We start from the raw sequence: 17,910 nt of genomic DNA, 5'->3' as shown, positions 1-17,910 counted from the left end.
CCGCTCACTGTGCCCCTCCGTCTTCCGGACGCTGTTCTCCCCACCGCTCACAGGGCTATCCCGCCGCTCACGGCGCCACTCCATCATCCGGATGCTGTGCTCCCCCACCGCTATCTTCGTCACCGACATCACCGGGCGCATCCGAAAACGGCAAGACCAACGAAACGGATGTTCCAGCACCGGGTCGCGAGAAGACTGCAACGTGCCCACCGACACGTTCGATCCGCTCGCGAATGGAACGTCGAAGACCCATCCGATCCGCCGGCGTTTGCGCCTCATCGAATCCGCGGCCCGGATCGACAACCATCACCGACACCTCGCGTGGACCCGACGCCAACGTCAACTCCGCAACGGACTGACCTGAATGCAGCAACACATTCGCCAGACACTGTCGCACCGCGAGAGCAACGGCACGCTGACGGTCTGCGTTGAGTCGGGCGAGCACACTGCGATTCCCGCTGACCGTGATGGTCAGACCTTGATCCCGCGCTTGCTCGATAGCGGATGCGAGGCCGCTCTCGATCCACAAATCGTCAACCGTGCGTGCATGCTCGGCATCGCGTGCCAACGCAGCAGCCCGGTCGCGACCCCAACTCGCGAGGCTGTCCTCGATCCGGTCGCGCAGACGCGCGCCGAGTGGACCGGGCGATGTGTGCGCAAGCACCGACAATTGACTGAGAACGGTGTCGTGAAGATCGGCTGCGGCATCCGCTGCGACGGATTTCTGCACAAGCGCCATCTGCTCGACGCGCAGAGCACGCAGGATGTTGCCCTGCGCACCTCGCTTCAGATTGCGGGTCAGCCCGTCGAGAGCTAGAACGGCGACGACAATCAGATAAGCGACCAACGCGGGCCATCCGAGGTCGAACTTGCGACTGGTGACAACTGTGGCCTCAAAGACGGCCAGCTCGCCGACGGTGTATCCCGCCGTTGCCCAGATGATGCCGGTCAGACTTCCGGATCCGGTGCCGCCGATAAACGTGAGTGCGATGACGGGCAGGGCGAACACAAACAGGTACGTGCCGGGGTAAGCCGGACTCTGAATGAGGACCACAAGCGCGTAGAGGAACGCGCTTACGGCACCGACAACGAGTGTCGCGACCATGAACGGCACAGAATGCCGGCGATTCAGCAGCAGATACATGCCCGCCAACACCGCAACCGCCAGAACGCCGATGATCGAAACGAACACCATCGACGCCGGTTCGATGAGCGCGGACACACCTGTTATTTGCGCACCGGACGATGGCGCACCAGGCACGTGCGCGAGCGCAGAAGTCTTTGCAACCACGCGCGTCGACCCGGCCTGAACTGGAGGGAACAGATCAGGTGCGATCACACACACCGCTGCGAGGCCCAGCGCGGTCAGCCCGCAGACGCGTGTCGCGCCCGCCAAGGCACGACTGTTCGCCTTACGTGCCAAATGGCTGGGCAGCCCGAGCGACATACCGTTTCCTCCGAGGTGGGCAGGCGGGGGTGGGTGGGCGGGAGTGGGCGGGCGGGAGTGGGTGGCGGGTGGATGGGCGGGAGTGGGTGGGCGGGAGTGGGTGACGGGCTGTACCCCTTTGGTGCGTCTACTGTACCCCAGACACTACGGTCCACCCACCATGTGATCCACCAACGTGGCGTTTCACCCGAGCGCATTGGTCGAGGCGCGCCGCGGATGCAGCGAGCACAGCGCCTTGAAACACCTGATGCGGGTTGATTTCGAGACGCTCGTTCCTCGCTCCTCAATCAGCAGAGTGACAATCGGAATCGCACGAGTGATTTCGAGACGCTCGTTCCTCGCTCCTCAATCAGCAGGGCGGCAATCAGAACAGCGTTGGCGCCGAAGCCTCGATCCCGTCCGCACCAGGACGCTCGCCAGCCGAATCGTGCTGCTCTCTAAATGCGACCGGTGGCGCATCCGTTCGGCGTGTCATCGAAACAGGCGCAGACGACAACACCCCACCGGTCGTCGGATCCTCCCGCCCACGTCGCAGCCCATACTTCGCGATCAACGGCTTCACGCGCGCTGCAAGCCACTTGCGATAACCCACCGGCGCATACGCCTTCTCCGCATACAACGCCGTATAGCGCTCCACCAATTCCGGATGCTCCCGCTCCAGCCAGAACATAAACCATTCCTTGACACCGGGCTTCAGGTACAGCGCGGTATACAGCACCGAACTCGCCCCGGCCGCCTTCGCCTGGCGCATCGCCTCATCCAGATGCTCGCGCGTGTCAGTCAGAAACGGCAGAATCGGCATCATGAACACGGAGCAGTCCATCCCGTGCTCGCGAACCGCCGTCACAGTCGCAAGCCGCGCCTTAGTGCTCGGCGTTCCTGGCTCAACGGACTGCTGCAGTTCATCGTCATATATCGCGATCGACATGGCGAGGTCCACGGGAACGCGAGTCGACGCATCCGCCAGCAGGTCGAGATCGCGACGCAGCAGCGTTCCTTTCGTCAGGATGCTGAACGGCGTTCCCGACCCGGCGAGCGCCTCGATGATGCCTGGCATGAGCGCATACCGCCCCTCCGCGCGCTGATATGGGTCGGTATTCGTTCCCAACGCAACCGGATGCCGCCCCCAACTCGGCTTCGCCAGCTCGCGCGCGAGCACCTCGGCAACGTTCACCTTGACGATGATCTCGCTGTCGAAGTCGGTGCCCATGTTGAGATCGAGGTAGCGGTGCGTCGGCCGGGCGAAGCAATTGTGGCTGACGACGCCGTTCGCGATGAAGTCGCCGGTGCCTGTGGTGATATCGATCATGTCGATGGTTTCGCCGAGGTCGTCGATAGCGACGATCTGCAGGTTAGCGTCTGACTTGAGAGCGACGCCATCGAACGACAGGGCTCCCACGATCGAGTCGGCTTGCTTCATCGAGTCGGCTTGCTTGATCGAGTCGGCCTGCTTGATCAAGTCGGCTTGCTTGATCAAGTCGGCCTGCTTGATCAAGTCGGCTTGCTCGATCCGGTCGGCCTGCTTGATCAAGTCGGCTTGCTCGATCCGGTCGGCCTGCTCGATCCGGTCGGCTTGCTCGATCCGGTCGGCTTGCTCGATCGACCTGGCACCCTCGATCGACCTGGCGCCCACAACCAACTGACCTCCGGCTTCCCTGGCGGTCCCGAACCCGATGAGCTTGTTATCCGTCGTCAGATATGGGCGCCGTGACGGCCCCGACATCGACCCTGTGACGTACTTCCACCCGTGCTCAGTGAGAAATCGGTGGTCAGCACTTGCCGTGAGCTGCGTGCCATCGGCGAGCGTGATGCGGAACGCCCGCTTCCGCGTATTCCACGACGCTAATACGGTCGTCTTGGTATAGCGCCGGTAGCGGCCGACAGTTCTTGTACCGTAGATCTCATCACCGACCTCGACCTGCCAAAGAGGCTTCTGCCGCCCATCGCCCATCAGGATGAGTGTCTCTGGATGCAGGCAGTAGGCACACGCATGCGAGCAACCACGGTACGGGTTGATCGTCCAGCCAAACGGCAACGCACCACCGCCACCGGGCACCTTATTGAGCGCTGACTTCGCAAGCACCTCGTGGAAGGTAATACCAGCGAACTCCGGTGTACGCACCGAACGCACGAAGTTGTTCAACTTCGCCAAGCCAGGCAACGTGTTCTGCTGCTCGGCGGTCAGTTCTTGGGTATTCCAACGCACGATGTTATTCGAACATAAATACGATGTCGATGCAAGGGTGGATCACCGTAAATCGAACGCGAGGTGCAATGCTACCGCACACACTCGCCGGGACCGCCGGTGTCACCGCGCGCAGCCCACGAAGCCACCGGTGTCGCAAGTGCGAATGCAGCAGGGTGAACCGCAAGGGTGAACGCAGCAGGGTGAACCGCAAGGGTGAACGCAGCAGGGTGAACCGCAAGGGTGAACCTGCCAGGGTCGCCGCGCGCAGCTCCCGTGTCGCCGCTCGAACCCGCCGGCGGTCCTCGCGCGCGGCTGCCAACTCGGCAACGCGCACCGGCGTGGCAGCACGCAACCGCGTGACATCCAACCGCATGGCGGGGTGCAACCGCATGGCGGGGTGCAACCGCATGGCGGGGTGCAACCGCACGGCGGGGTGCAACCGCACGGCGGGGTGCAACCGCACGGCGGGGTGCAACCGCACGGCGGGGTGCAACCGCACGGCGGGGTGCAACCGCACGGCGGGGTGCAACCGCACGGCGGGGTGCAACCGCACGGCGGGGTGCAACCGCACGGCGGGGTGCAACCGCTTCGCAAAAGGCAAACGGATGGCATGAAGCGTGCTCGTTTTCCTTGTTTCAAATCCGCCTTACATAAGGCGGATTTGAAACAAGGAAAACCGAAACATACTTTCCGCGGCGAGCCGTGCCGGACAGGATCAAACCTCGGTGGGATTGTCGAGCTTGGCGCGACCATCGCGCTTGACTGGTTCGGCGAGGCTTGCCGGACACTGCGCGATAATCGGGCTTGATGACCCGGTGGAGTTTGCCAGACTCGGCACGATCATCGGACTTGCCGGACTCGAGGGGCTTGCCAGACTCGGCACGATCATCGGACTTGCCAGACTCGATGGACTCGCCGGACTCGGCGGGCTCGCCTAGCCCGGCGGGGTTTACCGAGTTTTGCGGCGTTCCGCGAGTGCGCTACTGCCCCGCATTTGCAGCCTGCCACAGGTGCATCGCCGCATAGCTTTGCCACGGTGACCAGAGCATCGCGTGGTGGGCAAGGGTGGTGGGGTTGGTCGGCATCCGCAATTGTTCGGCTCCTCGACGGAGGCGCGCATCGCCCGCGAACAGAACGTCAGTGAGCAGAACATCGGTCGCGCCGAGCACACGCTGCATGACACGGTCGATCGTCGAAGCGTCGATGCCAGGGAATGCACTGAGGGTGTTTGCGAGCTCGGCGCGGGAGCATCCGTAATGCAGATGCGGACGAGCAGCCACGATTGCCTGCGCGATGTCAATGATGGTGCGGATGCGTTCGGTCGGGCCGGTCAGAACCGCACGAGCGTTGGCCGCGATCGCATCGACCGTGGGGAACAGCAGCCCCCACGGTGTCGCCTCGCCGAGCAGACGCGCGAGCCGGTTGAGCAGTGCACGCGCGGCGAACGCCGTTGCCCGCTGCCCGATCAGTACGCGGAACAACGTCTCCTCGATGTCAACCGTGCCGGGCACGCGCACACCGGGATGGGCAGCAACGCTCGACGCAAGGGCGGGATCCTGTGCGAGGCGTGCGTCGATGGGGATCGGGTCCGCGTCGGCGTCGAGCAGGTGCCGCACACGCGAGTACAGGGTTGCAATATCGCGCGGATCCTGCACAGTGAGCTGCACCAGGAGGGCACTGCGACTGCCGCCAGCGGCAACCCGTCCGCCAGTGCCACGGCTGTCGACACGGAAGTGACCCGCACCGTGTGGAAGGCGCACGGTGCGGGCGTACCAGCACTCGCCACCCTCTTCGACATCGGCGACGGCGCTGGCCGCCAGGAAATCGAAGATCCCGGCAGCGTCGAACGGACGGCGCACCGGCAGGTTGCAGCGCAGTACGAGCGGGCCGGCTGCCTGCGGCACGCGCGCAGAAGCGACGGATGCGCGGGTGACGGATGCGCGGGCCACCACCGCGCGTGCGTTAGGTGTTCGGGCGACCTGTGCGCCTTCGTCAGAAGCGCGGCCATCCAGTGCGCGTGCGTCAGCTGCGCGGGTGACGGACGCGTTCGCTCCGTCCGTTCGTCTACCAGCGCCGACGCCGACGCCGACACCGACACCGACACCGACACCGACACCGACGACACCGTACTCCCCGCGCCGACCCGCACCCCCACGGATGGCACCGGGCGTCATGCCATAAAACTGCAAGATCGTCGAGTTGAACTGGCGCACACTGGTGCATCCAGCGGCCGTTGCAACCTCGGCGACCGGAATCGTCGTCGCCGTCAGGAGAAGCCGAGCCAGATGAGCGCGCGCGGCACGCGCGACAGCCAGCGGTCCGCATCCCGCTTGAAACTCCACGGCACGCAGCACCTGCCGACTGGTGACACCGAGACGGCGTGCCACGCCCTCCGCACCGGTGCGATCGAGCTCACCGTCCGCAATCAGCCGCAACGCTCTCGCTGCCAACGTGTCAGCATGCGCGCTGTCGGGCGCAGCACACGTCAAATCCGGCCTGCACCGCGGGCACGGCATCAGACCCGCAGCGTGAGCAGCCGCCGCAGTCGGATAGAACACCACCTGAGTCGGCCTTGGAGTGCGTGTCGCACACCCCGGGCGACAGAAGATTTCGGACATCGGAATGCCCGTCACGAAATACCCATCAGCGCGACGATCGTGAGCAGCAGCACGGGCGTAGCGCTGCGCAAACACGGGGTCGCTCATGGCAACCCAATCCAAATGGGTAAACGCTCGCACCCTTCGAGAATGGCACGCGAGGCAACTCCATCAACACTAACTAGCGGTTTTCAGACATTCATCCCGTTCCAATCGCCCGTTCATTCGGTACCGTGAGCAACATCAGCCACCCGAGGAAGGTTCCTTATGACAGAACTTGAGCCACGCATCCAGAGCATCTTCGACAGCGTTCTGCGTCGCAACGCAGGAGAGGTCGAGTTTCACCAGGCCGCCCGCGAGGTCTTCGAATCGCTCGGACGAGTCGAGTCGAAGCGCCCGCAGTACGCGGAGGCATCCATTCTGGAGCGCCTGTGTGAACCAGAACGGCAGATCATCTTTCGCGTTCCGTGGGAGGATGACGAAGGTCGCCTGCACATCAATCGCGGTTTCCGCGTTCAGTTCAGTTCTGCACTCGGCCCGTACAAAGGCGGCCTGCGCTTCCACCCATCCGTGACGCTCGGCACCGTCAAGTTCCTCGGCTTCGAGCAGATCTTCAAGAACGCGCTCACCGGCCTGCCGATCGGCGGCGGCAAGGGCGGCAGCGACTTCGACCCGAAGGGCAAGTCCGACACCGAAGTCATGCGCTTCTGCCAGTCGTTTATGACCGAGCTCTACCGGCACATCGGCGAGTATCGCGATGTTCCCGCCGGCGACATCGGTGTCGGCGGCCGCGAGATCGGCTACCTGTTCGGCCAATACAAGCGCATCACCGGCCAGTACGAATCCGGCGTGCTCACCGGCAAGGGCATCGGCTGGGGCGGCTCGCTTGTGCGCACCGAGGCCACCGGCTACGGCGCCGTCTACTTCACCCAAGAGATGCTGGCCAGCCGCGGCGAAGGCTTCGAGGGCAAGAAGGTGCTGGTCTCCGGCTCCGGCAATGTCGCGCTCTACGCCATCAAGAAGGCCCAAGACCTCGGTGCGGATGTCGTCGCCTGCTCCGATTCGTCGGGCGTCGTCTATGACGCGGACGGCCTCGATTTCGAGCTGCTGCGGCACGTCAAGGAGGACGACCGCGGTCGCCTCAGTGGGTATGCAAACGAGCGGGGAAGCGCATCCGAATATCGTGCCGGGGGCAACATCTGGAGCATCGCGGCCGAAACGCACATCGACGTCGCGCTGCCCTGCGCAACGCAGAACGAGCTGAACGGCGACGACGCGAAACTGCTGATCGCGGGCGGAATCCTCGCGGTGGCAGAGGGCGCGAACATGCCGTCGACTCCGGATGCCGTACACCTGTTCGGCGACGCCGGCGTTCTGTTCGGGCCGGGCAAGGCAGCGAACGCAGGAGGTGTTGCGACCTCAGCTCTCGAGATGCAACAGAATGCATCACGTGATTCGTGGAGTTTCGATTACACGGAGGATCGCCTCGCGGACATCATGCGCGGCATCCACGTGCGCTGCGCCGAGACGGCCGACGAATACGGTGAGCCCGGCAACTACGTGCTCGGCGCGAACATCTCCGGGTTCACACAGGTCGCAGACGCGATGCTGGCGATGGGCGTGATCTAAGTGCGCTTCGCCGGCGCTGCGGCGAGCGCCGGCGCTACCAGCCAGGCAGACACCCTGTGGCTGATCGTCGCAACGGTGCTCGCGCTTCTCATGGCACCGGGCGTCGCGTTCTTCTACGGCGGACTCGTGCGCGCAGCCGGCGTCATCAACATGATGATGATGAGCTTCGGTGCGATGGCGGTCGTCGGGGTACTCTGGGTGATCTACGGCTATGGGATGGTGTTCGGCCCGGACTGGATTCCGCACTGGCTGGGCGACCCGCTTTCCGAGTTCGGGCTGAACGGAATCGTCACCGCATCCGGCGGCATCGACATGCATGTTCTCGCTCTCGCCGGGTTCTACGCGACGTTCGCGATCGACGTAGTCGCACTGATCTCCGGTGCCATCGCCGACCGGGCACGGTTCGGTGCCTGGCTGGTCTTTGCCGGGCTGTGGGTGACGTTCGTCTATTTTCCGATCGCCCGTTGGGTCTTCAACAGCACCGACGGCTGGGCTGCAAACGCGGGGCTCAGCGATTTCGCCGGCGGAACAGCCATCCACATCAACGCTGGTGCCGCCGCCCTGGCCTTGACGCTCGTGCTTGGCAAGCGTCACGGCTTCAAGAAGGGGATCGATACTCCGCACAATGTTCCGCTGACGATGCTCGGCGCCGCGCTGCTCTGGATCGGGTGGTTCGGCTTCAACGCGGGCTCGGAGGCAGCCGTTGACGGGGTGACCGTGCTCGCCTGCGTGAACACGCTGGTCGCGCCCGCTGCAGCGATCCTCGGGTGGCTAGCGGTGGAGAAATTCCGTGAGGGAAAGTCGACGTCGGTGGGGGCGGCATCCGGATTGGTCGTGGGATTGGTAGCCTCGGCGGCGTCCTGCAACGTGCTCACGCCCGGGTGGACCCTGGTGCTGGGCGGGCTCGCCGGCGCGGTGTGCGCGCTCATCGTCGACCTGCGGTTCGTGCTCGGCTTCGACGATTCGCTGAACGTCGTTGGCATTCACCTGGTCGGCGGGCTGATCGGCACACTGTTCGTCGGCATCGCCGGCAGCCGGATCGGCGTGCTCGAGACCGGCTCATGGAGGCAGCTGGGCGTGCAGGCCGGGGTCTCACTGATCGTGATGGTGTACTCGTTCGGCGTGACCTGGACGATCGGCACGGCGATTCAGCGGGTGATGGGCTTCCGCGTCGCCACCCATGAGGAACGCGTCGGCCTCGACGCCGTCGCCCACGGAGAACAGGGCTACGCGATCGGTGCATGAGGCGACGGTTGCGACGGTCGGTGCGGTCGCGACGGTCGGTGCGGTCGCGACGGTCGGTGCGGTGCGGCCGGATGCAGCTCGCGAGAGTGTCCGTTTCGGACGCGCCCGCACCTTCGGGCACGCTCGTCCGAAACGAGCACTCTCGGCGCACGGCCTGCCACCCACGGCCGACCACCCACTACACGATCCGGCCCTCCGCCATCATCGCCCGCTCACCGGCCCAGCCCGCAGGCAACCACCGGTCGTGACTGGCCACAACGACGGCGCCCGGATAGCTGCCGAGCGCATCCTCGAGTTCAGTGGCAAGCGCCAACGACAAATGGTTCGTCGGCTCATCCAGCAAGAACACGTGCGGCGGCCGCGCAACAATCAGCGCCAACGCGAGCCGCCTCTGCTGGCCGATCGACAGCACCCCAACCGGACGATCCAGGTCACGAGGAGCGATCAGTCCCAGACTGGTGAGCGGTGTCGCATCCGCCCGCTTCTCCGCCAGCACCGACGCGTAGATCGCGCGCGGACTGCGCGACGGGTCGGCGAACTGCACGTCCTGCTCAAGCAGGGCGATCCGCAGCCCGCGGCGCCGGTGCACGGATCCGGCTCCCAACGCCAGGGTGCCGGCGAGCGCCGCCAGCAGTGTCGACTTGCCCGCTCCAATCGGCCCTGTGATCAGGATGCGCGAGCTCGGCTCGACGCGGAACGTCGCGACGTCCAGGCGGCCGGGGATGCGAGCATCCGTCATTTGAAGCAGCAGTCCGGATGCATCATCCACCGCGTGCGAACCGCTCGGAATACCCGCGAACCGCAGCAGCGCCGGGGGTTTGCGCACCTGATTCTCGGTCAACTGATCAAGCCTGCCCCGCGCGTTCGTCACGCGACGGCTGACCTGCTGCTCGACCCGGTTGCGGTGCGTGCCGTAGGACATCTTGTTCTTGTCCGTCGCCGCACGATTGTGGTTGATGTTGCGGGAGGTCACGTCCACCGAGAGTTTCAGCCGCTTCAGCTGATCGTGCTCGTCTGCGAAACGGCGCTCCCAGCGGGCGCGCTCTTCGGCCTTCGCCACCAGGTAGTCGCTGTAGTTGCCACCGAACGACGTGGTCGTTGCGGTTCCGGAGGCGGCGGATGCGGAGGCGGAGCCTGCGGCTGCGGTTGCGGATGCTGCTGGTCCGGATGCTGCGGGGCCCGCACTCGCACTCGCGCCACCTGCGCTCGCGCCTCGTACACCCGCACCACTTGCACTCGTCGGATCGAGGTCCAGCAGGTTCGTGGCGACCGAGTCGAGGAACGCGCGGTCGTGGCTGGCGAAGAGAACCGGGCCGCGCCATCCGTTCAGCTGTCGCTCGAGGAAGGCGGCGGCCGCATCGTCCAGGTGGTTGGTGGGTTCGTCGAGCAGAAGGCACTCCGGTCTGCGCAGCAGCAATGCCGCCAACGCGAAGCGGCTGCGCTGTCCGCCGGAAACCTCATCGAGCCGCCGGCTCAACGACACATCGCCGACACCCAGCCCGTCGAGCAACTCGTCACGACGCGCATCGACCGACCAGATCTCGGCGTGTTCGGCCGCCGCGAGCGCTGCGTCATACCGGTCGGCGGTCGTTGAAAACGACGGAGATTCTTCGCGACACGCCGGGTCCGTGCGGTCGCCGCGCGACGCATCCGCAAAATCACCGTCGTTTTGATGCGGAACCGACACCGGAACGGATGCATCTGCTGCGAGGGCGGTGGCGGCATCCGCAAGCTCGGTCTCCATGGCGCGCACGTCGGCGAGGGCGTGCTCGATCAGGTCGTCGAGCGTATCGGTCGGGGCGAACTGCACCTCCTGCCAGAGCATTCCCGTTCGGGCAGGGCGCGTGATCGCGCCGCGATCAGCGCGCTCAACACCGGCGAGAATGCGCAGCAGAGTCGACTTGCCTGCGCCATTCTCACCGATCAGGCCGAGGCGCCGGCCCGGCGCTACAGTGAACGACACGTCGGTGAGCACGCGCCGATCACCGTAGGAGTGCGAAATTCCGTCCGCGCGAAGGTAAGCGGATGCGCGTGCCGGCACCGCCGCATCCGCTCGCCGTGTCGACGCGGCGCGGTCCGCAGGGGCGTTGTTCGCAGCGGCGTCGCTCGCAGCGACGTCGTTCGCAGGGGCGGCGTTTGCACCGGCGCGGCCGGCGACAGGGCTGCGCAGGTTCGTGGACTGTGAAGTGGATTCCGGAGTGAACATGGATTCAGGACTGAACATGGATGACCGCCGTTCGTGCCCACCCGGCAGCTCACGAATGCGCAGCCGGGTGAAGCTCGGGTGCTCCTGATGCGGAGCGCGGATTCCCGCCGGGCATGAACCTGCCTTCGTCGACCGGAAGACGTCAGGATCGTTTCCGCAATACAGCACGGCGCACGATGCGAAGAGTCTTTCGATCAACGGCGCTGCGACGCCGACCAGACGGCCAGCCATCGCGCAGGCAGAGGCCTCGGGCGCGGGACGAAAGGAATTAGCTCTTCATAGCGGAGATGACACTAACAGGTCGGAGCGCAGGTTGGCAAGCGTCGCGCGACCTCGGCAAGCGTCGCGCCGCGGACTCCGCCACGCACGTGTAGCAGTTCATAGTGCGCGAAACGTCGGAATGGTTCGGCAATCCAGCACTTCGCGCACTATGAACGATGGGCAACCGCCCTGCGGCCGTCTCGGGGCCATCGCAGGGGGTCTCGATACGCTCGTTCCTCGCCACTCGACCAACAGGGCCTCGATACGCTCGTTCCTCACTACTCGACCAACAGAGTCTCGATACGCTCGTTCCTCACCACTCGACCAACACGGTCTCGATACGCTCGTTCCTCACCACTCGACCAACAGGGTCTCGATACGCTCGTTCCTCGCTACTCGACCGACCGGACGACGCACTCACGGCAGCACATACGACAGCCCTACCGCGCTTTCCAAAGTGGCCGATGCCGCGTGCAGCGACACATCCCAGGTGTGTTCCCCGACGATCCCGTCAACAGTCACCTGCCCCCAGCCCTGGAACGTTTCGACCGCCGACTTCGTGTGCGCGCCGAAATCGCCGTCCACGACCAGAATCGGACCACCCCACTGAGGTTCGCCCTCGTTGAGCACGGTCTGCAGCCGGGAGACGACCGCTCCGTTCGAGCCCACTTGCAGCGCGGGCATTGGTCCGCCCGCGGGCAGCGCTGCCCACGTGAGTGGGCCGACGATACCATCGACAACCAACGGTGGATTGCCCTGTTGGAATTCGATCACCGCAGTGTGCGTCGCCGGGCCGAAGATGCCGTCGACCACGATGGACAGATTCGGCGTACGCCTCAACCCACGCTGCAGGCGCCGCACTGCATCGCCACTTGCACCCTGCTGAATTGTCGGCTGTCCTGGATTGCTCATGAGAAGCCCCCACTTTCACTCGGGGCCTAGAGTACGCCGGCGAAACCCGCTCGAACAGTGGCAATTCGCGAGCGCAGCCAACGCTACGCCAGCAGGTTCAACACCTTCGCGGATGCCGCCATCACCTTTTTCGCCTTGACCGGCACATCATTCAGCGTCGTGCCGACGGTCGGAATCAACTCGCGCAGCTGCGGTTCCCATCCCGGATACTGCTCCGGAAAACAGCGCTTCAGCACATCCAGCATGATCGGCACAGCCGTCGACGCGCCCGGTGAGGCCCCGAGCAACCCGGCGATCGACCCGTCAGCGGATGCCACCACCTCGGTTCCGAATTGCAGCACACCGCCGCGCTTCGCATCCTTCTTCATCACCTGCACGCGTTGGCCGGCGGTGATGAGCTCCCAATCGGCCTCCTTCACGGTCGGCATGAATTCGCGCAACGCCGCCACCTTGGTGGCGCGCGACGCGACCAGCTGGCTGATCAGATACTTCATCAGGTCGAAATTGTCGCGCGCGACGGCCAGCATCGGGCCGATATTGCTCGGCCGGATCGAACCGGGCAGGTCGAACCAGGAGCCCTTCTTCAGGAACTTGGGGCTGAACCCGGCATAGGGGCCGAACAGCAGCGACGCTTCACCGTCGATCACACGGGTATCCAGGTGCGGTACGGACATCGGCGGCGCCCCAACGGATGCCTTTCCGTACACTTTGGCGTGATGTTGTGCCACCAGCTTCGGATTGCTGGTTCGCAAGAACTCGCCGCTGATCGGGAAGCCGCCGAACCCTTTGATCTCGGGGATTCCGGACTTCTGCAACAGATGCAACGCACCCCCGCCTGCACCGACAAACACGAACCGCGCTGTCACATCGTGCGGCGTGTTGCCGACGATGTGACGCACCCGCAACTTCCAGAGACCGTCATTCGTTCGACGGATGCTTTTCACCCGGCTATTCAGCGCCACCTGCGCCCCGCGTTCGGTCAGGTTCTGCATCAGAGCGTAGGTCAGCGCGCCGAAATCGACATCCGTGCCGGCCGCAACGCGCGTCGCTGCCACAGCCTCGCGTGGGTTGCGTTTCTTCATCAAGAGCGGGGCCCATTCGGCGATCACTTCGGGGTCGGAAGAGTACTCGATGCCAGCGAACAACGGTTGATCTTTCAGCGCCAGGTAGCGCTGGTGCAGGTAGCGCACGTTCTTTTTGCCGCGCACGAATGTCATGTGCGGCGCCGAATTGATGAACGAGTTCGGCTCGGGCAATTCTCCCCGTGTGACCAGCGTGGCCCAGAACTGCCGACTCAACTGGAACTGTTCGTTGATGCTGATCGCCTTGGCCGGGTCGAGCACACCGTTGTCTGTTTCGGGCATGTAGTTGAGCTCGCACAGGGCGGAGTGGCCGGTGCCCGCATTGTTCCACGGGTTGGAACTCTCCTGAGCGACATCGCCAAGGGCTTCGTAAATGCGAATGGTCCAGTCGGGTTGCAACTGTTGCAGAAAGGTCGCCAGCGTCGCGCTCATGATGCCGCCACCGATGAGGACGACGTCGATCGGGGAATTACTCACTTACCAATTGTATCGACGAGCCGAAGAGCCCAAGATCGCGCAGCGATCTGCGAGCCGACGTCGCGGTGGTGGCGTGTGGCGGCGAGGTAGCGCGGTGGTGACGATGGACCACGGAGAATCGCAGGGCGGTCGCGAATACGCGTGTGGGCATCCGTTCGGCGCATGCGCTGGCAAGGCGAGGCGGGCGGGGGCGGGCTTCCGCGGCGTGCCGACGTCACCCGAGTGCGGAAGCGCCGGCAACGATCAGTGCGATTCCAGCGGTCAAAAGTGCGGCCGTCAACACGCCGAATCCGATCCAGATCAGAACGAAGAACCGGTTCGGTTTCTGCGGGTCCCGGCCCATCGCCGAGAAGAAGAAGCCGCCTGGAATCAGGATTGCGCACGCCAGTACACCATCCGCAGCAACGCGCCCCCACACGCCCGCACCGGCGGCATCGACGAACAACGTCACCAGCAGCCCGAGGATGATCAGCACCCCCGCGTGCGCATGGCCCGCACGGAAGAAGTTCTTTTGCAACGCATTCGCGCCCTGTTTTCCCGTCACGACTCGCAGCATGAAGGTGCCGCCGTACGCCACTCCGATCACGGTCAAGAGCACGGCGCCCGCCGTGATCGCGCTGCTGGGTTCGAGCATCACCGTCACCTTTCGTCGTTTGTGCCGCACTAGATAGTTGCGATATCTAAAGTTAGATACTGATACTATCTAATGTCAAGGGGGCATCGTGAAGATTTCAGAACTTGCGACGACATCGGGCGTTACCGTGCCAACGATCAAGTACTACCTTCGTGAGCACATACTCATGGCTGGTGTAGTCGTCAGCGCAACACAGGCCGACTACGGCACCGAGCACCTGCGTCGACTGCGCCTGATTCGCGCCCTTTCCGATGTGGCAGGGCTCCCCCTGCAGAAAATCAAGATCGTGCTCGCTCTGATCGAAGATCCCGGCGACGACCTTTTTGAGACGCTCGGGCGCGCCATAACGGCACTCCCCCCATACCTGGACGAGGGCGGCCGAGCTCAGGGCAGCACCAACGAAAACGGTATCGATGGCCACGGCTCCGACGAAGGCAGCCCTCGCGGAAACAGCGCCGACCAGAACAACTCCGACCGAAACAGCACCGACCAAGACAACTCCGACCGAAACAACTCGAATCAAAGCACCACCAACCAAAACAGCACCGATCAAAACAGCGCCTACCAAAACAACTCGGAGCGCTCCGTCCCCGACTTTCCGCGCGCGCGAGCTGCTCTGGCGAAACTCGGGCAGCTGTACGACCCACACTTCATCGCGGTCGCACAACTCGATCGGGCGCTGGACGCCGTTGAGGAAGCCGGCATCCCGCTGACCGATGAACGCCTGACCGCATACGCCGAGCACCTCCGCGCCATAGCCGCGTTCGACCTCAGCCGTATGCCGGCACATTCGGCACGGGCTTCGGTCGAGTACGCCGTTCTTGGCACGGCGCTCTATGAACCGGTCATGATCGCTCTGCGCAGACTCGCACACCAGGACCTGGCGTCTCGGATGCTGGCCGACCCACCCGCCGAGCCGGGCTCAACTCCTCCGGCCGCACAATCCTGACCAGCACCACCGAGACCGGCACAGTCTTAACCGGCACAGTCCTGACCGGCACAGTCCTGACCGGCACAGTCCTGACCGGCACAGTCCTGACCGGCACCGTCCTGACCGGCACCGTCCTGACCGGCACCGTCCTGACCGGCACCGTCCTGACCGGCACAGTCTTGACCGGCACCACCAAGCCCACGAGCACCACCCTGTCCACCAGCACGACCTCGCCTCCACAGCCCGCTCCGTCGGCGCGATCTGCACAACAACCCCGACCTGGCCCGCGAACACCCCGAACGTTGCTATCGTGAAAGCATGACCGACGAGGGGCTCCGTCGTGTCGCCGTTGTGGTTGAAGACGACGCCGACATCCGCAATCTACTTGAGGCCGTCCTGACACAGGCCGGCTTCGAAACGCACACCGCATCGAACGGACTCGACGGCGTCGAACAGGTGCGCGCCCACGACCCCGCCGTGACAACCCTGGACATCAGCCTGCCCGGCATCGACGGTTTCGAAGTGGCACGCCGCATCCGGGCCTTCAGCCCGACCTACATCGTGATGCTCACCGCGCGCAACGACGAAATCGACACACTCGTCGGACTGGACGCCGGCGCCGACGACTACGTGACCAAACCGTTCCGCCCGCGCGAACTGCGCGCCCGCATCGAGGCGATGATGCGCCGACCTCGCGTCGCACCGACGACAAGCACAGCGCCCACAACCACAGCGCCTATAACCACAGCGCCCATAACCACAGCGGATGCCGGTGGCCACGCCTCCGCCACTGCCTCCGCCGCCGACAGCCCTCGTGTTGCCCTCGCGCCCTCTTCGCCTGCGGGCGCAGGCGCGGGCGCCGATGCGCATGCGGGCGCTGGTGCTGGGGTGACTGCGGGCCTTGGTGCAGGCGAGTCCGGCGACGCAAGCGCCGCACTGGTCGCATCCGATATCGAGGACCTCGACGATGACTGGATCACGCGAGACGTTCTGCGGTTGAGTCCGTCGAAGCGATTGGTCGAACTCGACGGTGCCCGTGTCGATCTGACCAGAACCGAGTTCGAACTGCTGCTGTGCATCATGTCGAACGGAAGCAGAGTCGTCTCCAAGTCCACACTGGCAACCGCGATGCGTGCAGACGAGTACGACACCGGCGGCTACGTCTCGGACTCCGATCGACGTACCGTCGAGGTGCACCTGGCGAACCTCCGACGCAAACTCGGCGACAGCAGCGCTCGACCACGCTGGATCGAAACCGTGCGCGGCGTCGGCTATCGCCTGGCCAACTAACCCGCCGTCCGCCGTCCGCTGAGCGCAGCCGAAGCGGCAGCCTGCACGACAGAGCGAATTCGCGGTACACGGCGGCCCTTCGGCTGCGCTCAGGGAACGGCGGCCGCGCTCACGGAACGGAGACTCCACTCACGGAACGGGGCACCCACTCAGGGAACGGAGACTCCACTCACGGAACGAAGGCTGCACTCAGGGAACGGAGGCTGCGCTCACGGAACGGCGGCCGCGCTCAGAGAACGGGGCCTCCACTCACGGAACCGGGCCTCCACTCACGGAACTGCGGCTGCACTCACGGAACGGCAGTTGCCTGTATCAGCGCACGCATCGTCTTCTCTCCCGTCGAATGTAACCGACCCAACCCCGCCGCACACTCGGCGAAACGCCCCGCGCGCGCAGGCGGCTCGAGCTTCGCCGCCCGGCGGGCCAGCCGAACGGCACCAACCATCTGGCTCGCCGTACGAATGCTGAGGAGCGAAACGTAGGCTTCCTCAGCATCCGCAGCGGCAAGTGCCGCGCAGAACCGGTCGTAGCGCACCGGCCAGGCCCTGACATAATCTGAAACGAATCGCTGCGCGATCGCGGTGGACCCGCAGAGCTCGGTGACGATTGCATCCCAAGCCTGCGGGTCGATCAACTGCTTATGTGCCACACTTCGCCCGCTCACACCATGAAGTGATGCTGCCTGCCCAGCAGCTTGTTGAGCGACACCGCTGCTGGGTTCGCCATTGCAATCCTCTTTCGGCTGTGCGGTGATCTGGCTGCATCCGCCGAGTTGCGCCCGGACTGCTGGGTATGAACTGTCGGGCACTCTGGCGTCAAGCACTATGGCGTCGGTCTCATGTAATTCAAAATTGATGGGTAAGCCCGGGGTACATTGTTCGGGTTTGTACCCCGGGCTAGGTGGGGTCAAGCGGCGCCGGCGATTCGTTCGGGTTGATGTTCGCCGTGCCGGCCCTTTCGGGTTGACAACAGTCTGTGCGACCAGTCTCAATAGCGCCCAGAGAACGCCCT

At 64.6% G+C, this 17,910-nt stretch carries 15 protein-coding genes and 1 pseudogene; 6 read left to right on the top strand and 10 right to left on the bottom strand.

Going from position 1 to position 17,910, the window contains the following annotated elements; all coding sequences use genetic code 11:
- Positions 1-67: 67 nt before the first annotated feature.
- The 3 genes from QU604_RS05700 to QU604_RS05690 all read right to left on the bottom strand — a co-directional run bounded on the left by QU604_RS05700 (position 68) and on the right by QU604_RS05690 (position 4,236).
- On the bottom strand, positions 68-1,447 hold the full coding sequence (locus QU604_RS05700; protein WP_308467847.1) for a sensor histidine kinase: 1,380 nt from the start codon (positions 1,445-1,447) through the stop codon (positions 68-70).
- Positions 1,448-1,811: 364 nt separating this feature from the next.
- The gene (locus tag QU604_RS05695; RefSeq protein WP_308467846.1) at positions 1,812-3,653 is read right to left on the bottom strand and encodes an intein-containing Rv2578c family radical SAM protein; all 1,842 of its coding nucleotides are present in this window, start codon (positions 3,651-3,653) and stop codon (positions 1,812-1,814) included.
- Between the two features lie 4 nt (positions 3,654-3,657).
- The gene (locus tag QU604_RS05690) at positions 3,658-4,236 is read right to left on the bottom strand and encodes a hypothetical protein (RefSeq protein ID WP_308467845.1); all 579 of its coding nucleotides are present in this window, start codon (positions 4,234-4,236) and stop codon (positions 3,658-3,660) included.
- A 214-nt stretch (positions 4,237-4,450) separates the two neighbouring features.
- On the opposite strand from QU604_RS05690, the gene QU604_RS05685 reads away from it, so the two are divergent.
- Positions 4,451-4,573 carry a hypothetical protein gene (locus QU604_RS05685; RefSeq protein WP_308467844.1) on the top strand — a complete coding sequence of 41 codons (123 nt, stop codon included), beginning with the start codon at positions 4,451-4,453 and terminating at the stop codon, positions 4,571-4,573.
- A 42-nt stretch (positions 4,574-4,615) separates the two neighbouring features.
- On the opposite strand, the gene QU604_RS05680 is transcribed toward QU604_RS05685, so the two are convergent.
- Together QU604_RS05680 and QU604_RS22160 are read right to left on the bottom strand one after the other, a co-directional pair.
- Positions 4,616-6,085 carry an AlkA N-terminal domain-containing protein gene (locus QU604_RS05680; protein WP_308467843.1) on the bottom strand — a complete coding sequence of 490 codons (1,470 nt, stop codon included), beginning with the start codon at positions 6,083-6,085 and terminating at the stop codon, positions 4,616-4,618.
- A 51-nt stretch (positions 6,086-6,136) separates the two neighbouring features.
- A pseudogene (locus QU604_RS22160) lies at positions 6,137-6,340 on the bottom strand (Ada metal-binding domain-containing protein); the annotation flags it as partial.
- A 159-nt stretch (positions 6,341-6,499) separates the two neighbouring features.
- Here QU604_RS22160 and gdhA point away from each other — a divergent pair.
- Both gdhA and QU604_RS05670 read left to right on the top strand, forming a co-directional pair.
- A complete protein-coding gene (gdhA, locus tag QU604_RS05675) occupies positions 6,500-7,861 on the top strand; it encodes an NADP-specific glutamate dehydrogenase (protein WP_308467842.1) in 1,362 nt (453 codons plus the stop codon).
- Positions 7,862-9,106 carry an ammonium transporter gene (locus tag QU604_RS05670; RefSeq protein ID WP_308467841.1) on the top strand — a complete coding sequence of 415 codons (1,245 nt, stop codon included), beginning with the start codon at positions 7,862-7,864 and terminating at the stop codon, positions 9,104-9,106. It begins immediately after the preceding gene.
- A gap of 178 nt (positions 9,107-9,284) precedes the next feature.
- Here QU604_RS05670 and QU604_RS05665 read toward each other — a convergent pair whose 3' ends face one another.
- From QU604_RS05665 to QU604_RS05650, 4 genes are all read right to left on the bottom strand, one after another.
- Positions 9,285-11,543 (bottom strand): ABC-F family ATP-binding cassette domain-containing protein, encoded by a 2,259-nt coding sequence (locus QU604_RS05665; protein ID WP_308467840.1) that lies wholly within the window; start codon positions 11,541-11,543, stop codon positions 9,285-9,287.
- A gap of 447 nt (positions 11,544-11,990) precedes the next feature.
- The gene (locus QU604_RS05660) at positions 11,991-12,485 is read right to left on the bottom strand and encodes a peptidoglycan-binding domain-containing protein (RefSeq protein WP_308467839.1); all 495 of its coding nucleotides are present in this window, start codon (positions 12,483-12,485) and stop codon (positions 11,991-11,993) included.
- 83 nt (positions 12,486-12,568) lie between these two features.
- Positions 12,569-14,044 (bottom strand): malate:quinone oxidoreductase, encoded by a 1,476-nt coding sequence (locus QU604_RS05655; RefSeq protein ID WP_308467838.1) that lies wholly within the window; start codon positions 14,042-14,044, stop codon positions 12,569-12,571.
- Between the two features lie 214 nt (positions 14,045-14,258).
- Positions 14,259-14,678: a hypothetical protein gene (locus QU604_RS05650; protein ID WP_308467837.1), complete on the bottom strand. Its 420-nt coding sequence runs from the start codon at positions 14,676-14,678 to the stop codon at positions 14,259-14,261.
- Positions 14,679-14,766: 88 nt separating this feature from the next.
- On the opposite strand from QU604_RS05650, the gene QU604_RS05645 reads away from it, so the two are divergent.
- From QU604_RS05645 to QU604_RS05640, 3 genes are read left to right on the top strand one after another with little or no spacing between them, the layout of a single operon-like run.
- A complete protein-coding gene (locus QU604_RS05645; RefSeq protein WP_308467836.1) occupies positions 14,767-15,627 on the top strand; it encodes a MerR family transcriptional regulator in 861 nt (286 codons plus the stop codon).
- Positions 15,621-15,923 carry a pentapeptide repeat-containing protein gene (locus QU604_RS22155; RefSeq protein ID WP_409350021.1) on the top strand — a complete coding sequence of 101 codons (303 nt, stop codon included), beginning with the start codon at positions 15,621-15,623 and terminating at the stop codon, positions 15,921-15,923. The genes QU604_RS05645 and QU604_RS22155 overlap by 7 nt, the downstream gene beginning before the upstream one ends.
- A gap of 4 nt (positions 15,924-15,927) precedes the next feature.
- A complete protein-coding gene (locus QU604_RS05640) occupies positions 15,928-16,899 on the top strand; it encodes a response regulator transcription factor (RefSeq protein ID WP_308467835.1) in 972 nt (323 codons plus the stop codon).
- A 289-nt stretch (positions 16,900-17,188) separates the two neighbouring features.
- Here QU604_RS05640 and QU604_RS05635 read toward each other — a convergent pair whose 3' ends face one another.
- On the bottom strand, positions 17,189-17,563 hold the full coding sequence (locus QU604_RS05635) for a hypothetical protein (RefSeq protein WP_308467834.1): 375 nt from the start codon (positions 17,561-17,563) through the stop codon (positions 17,189-17,191).
- Positions 17,564-17,910 lie beyond the last annotated feature (347 nt).

Source organism: Rathayibacter sp. SW19, from assembly GCF_030866825.1.
Lineage (GTDB): Bacteria > Actinomycetota > Actinomycetes > Actinomycetales > Microbacteriaceae > Rathayibacter_A > Rathayibacter_A soli.
Note: the sequence above shows the minus strand (reverse complement) of the source record. Positions and strands in the feature narration are given on the sequence as shown.

Bases quoted from the DNA above. Each gene is read 5' to 3' on its own strand.
- QU604_RS05700 (WP_308467847.1), bottom strand. From the start codon at position 1,447: ATGTCGCTCGGGCTGCCCAGCCATTTGGCACGTAAGGCGAACAGTCGT.
- gdhA (WP_308467842.1), top strand. From the start codon at position 6,500: ATGACAGAACTTGAGCCACGCATCCAGAGCATCTTCGACAGCGTTCTG.
- QU604_RS05660 (WP_308467839.1), bottom strand. From the start codon at position 12,485: ATGAGCAATCCAGGACAGCCGACAATTCAGCAGGGTGCAAGTGGCGAT.
- QU604_RS05665 (WP_308467840.1), bottom strand. From the start codon at position 11,543: ATGGCTGGCCGTCTGGTCGGCGTCGCAGCGCCGTTGATCGAAAGACTC.
- QU604_RS05650 (WP_308467837.1), bottom strand. From the start codon at position 14,678: ATGCTCGAACCCAGCAGCGCGATCACGGCGGGCGCCGTGCTCTTGACC.
- QU604_RS05640 (WP_308467835.1), top strand. From the start codon at position 15,928: ATGACCGACGAGGGGCTCCGTCGTGTCGCCGTTGTGGTTGAAGACGAC.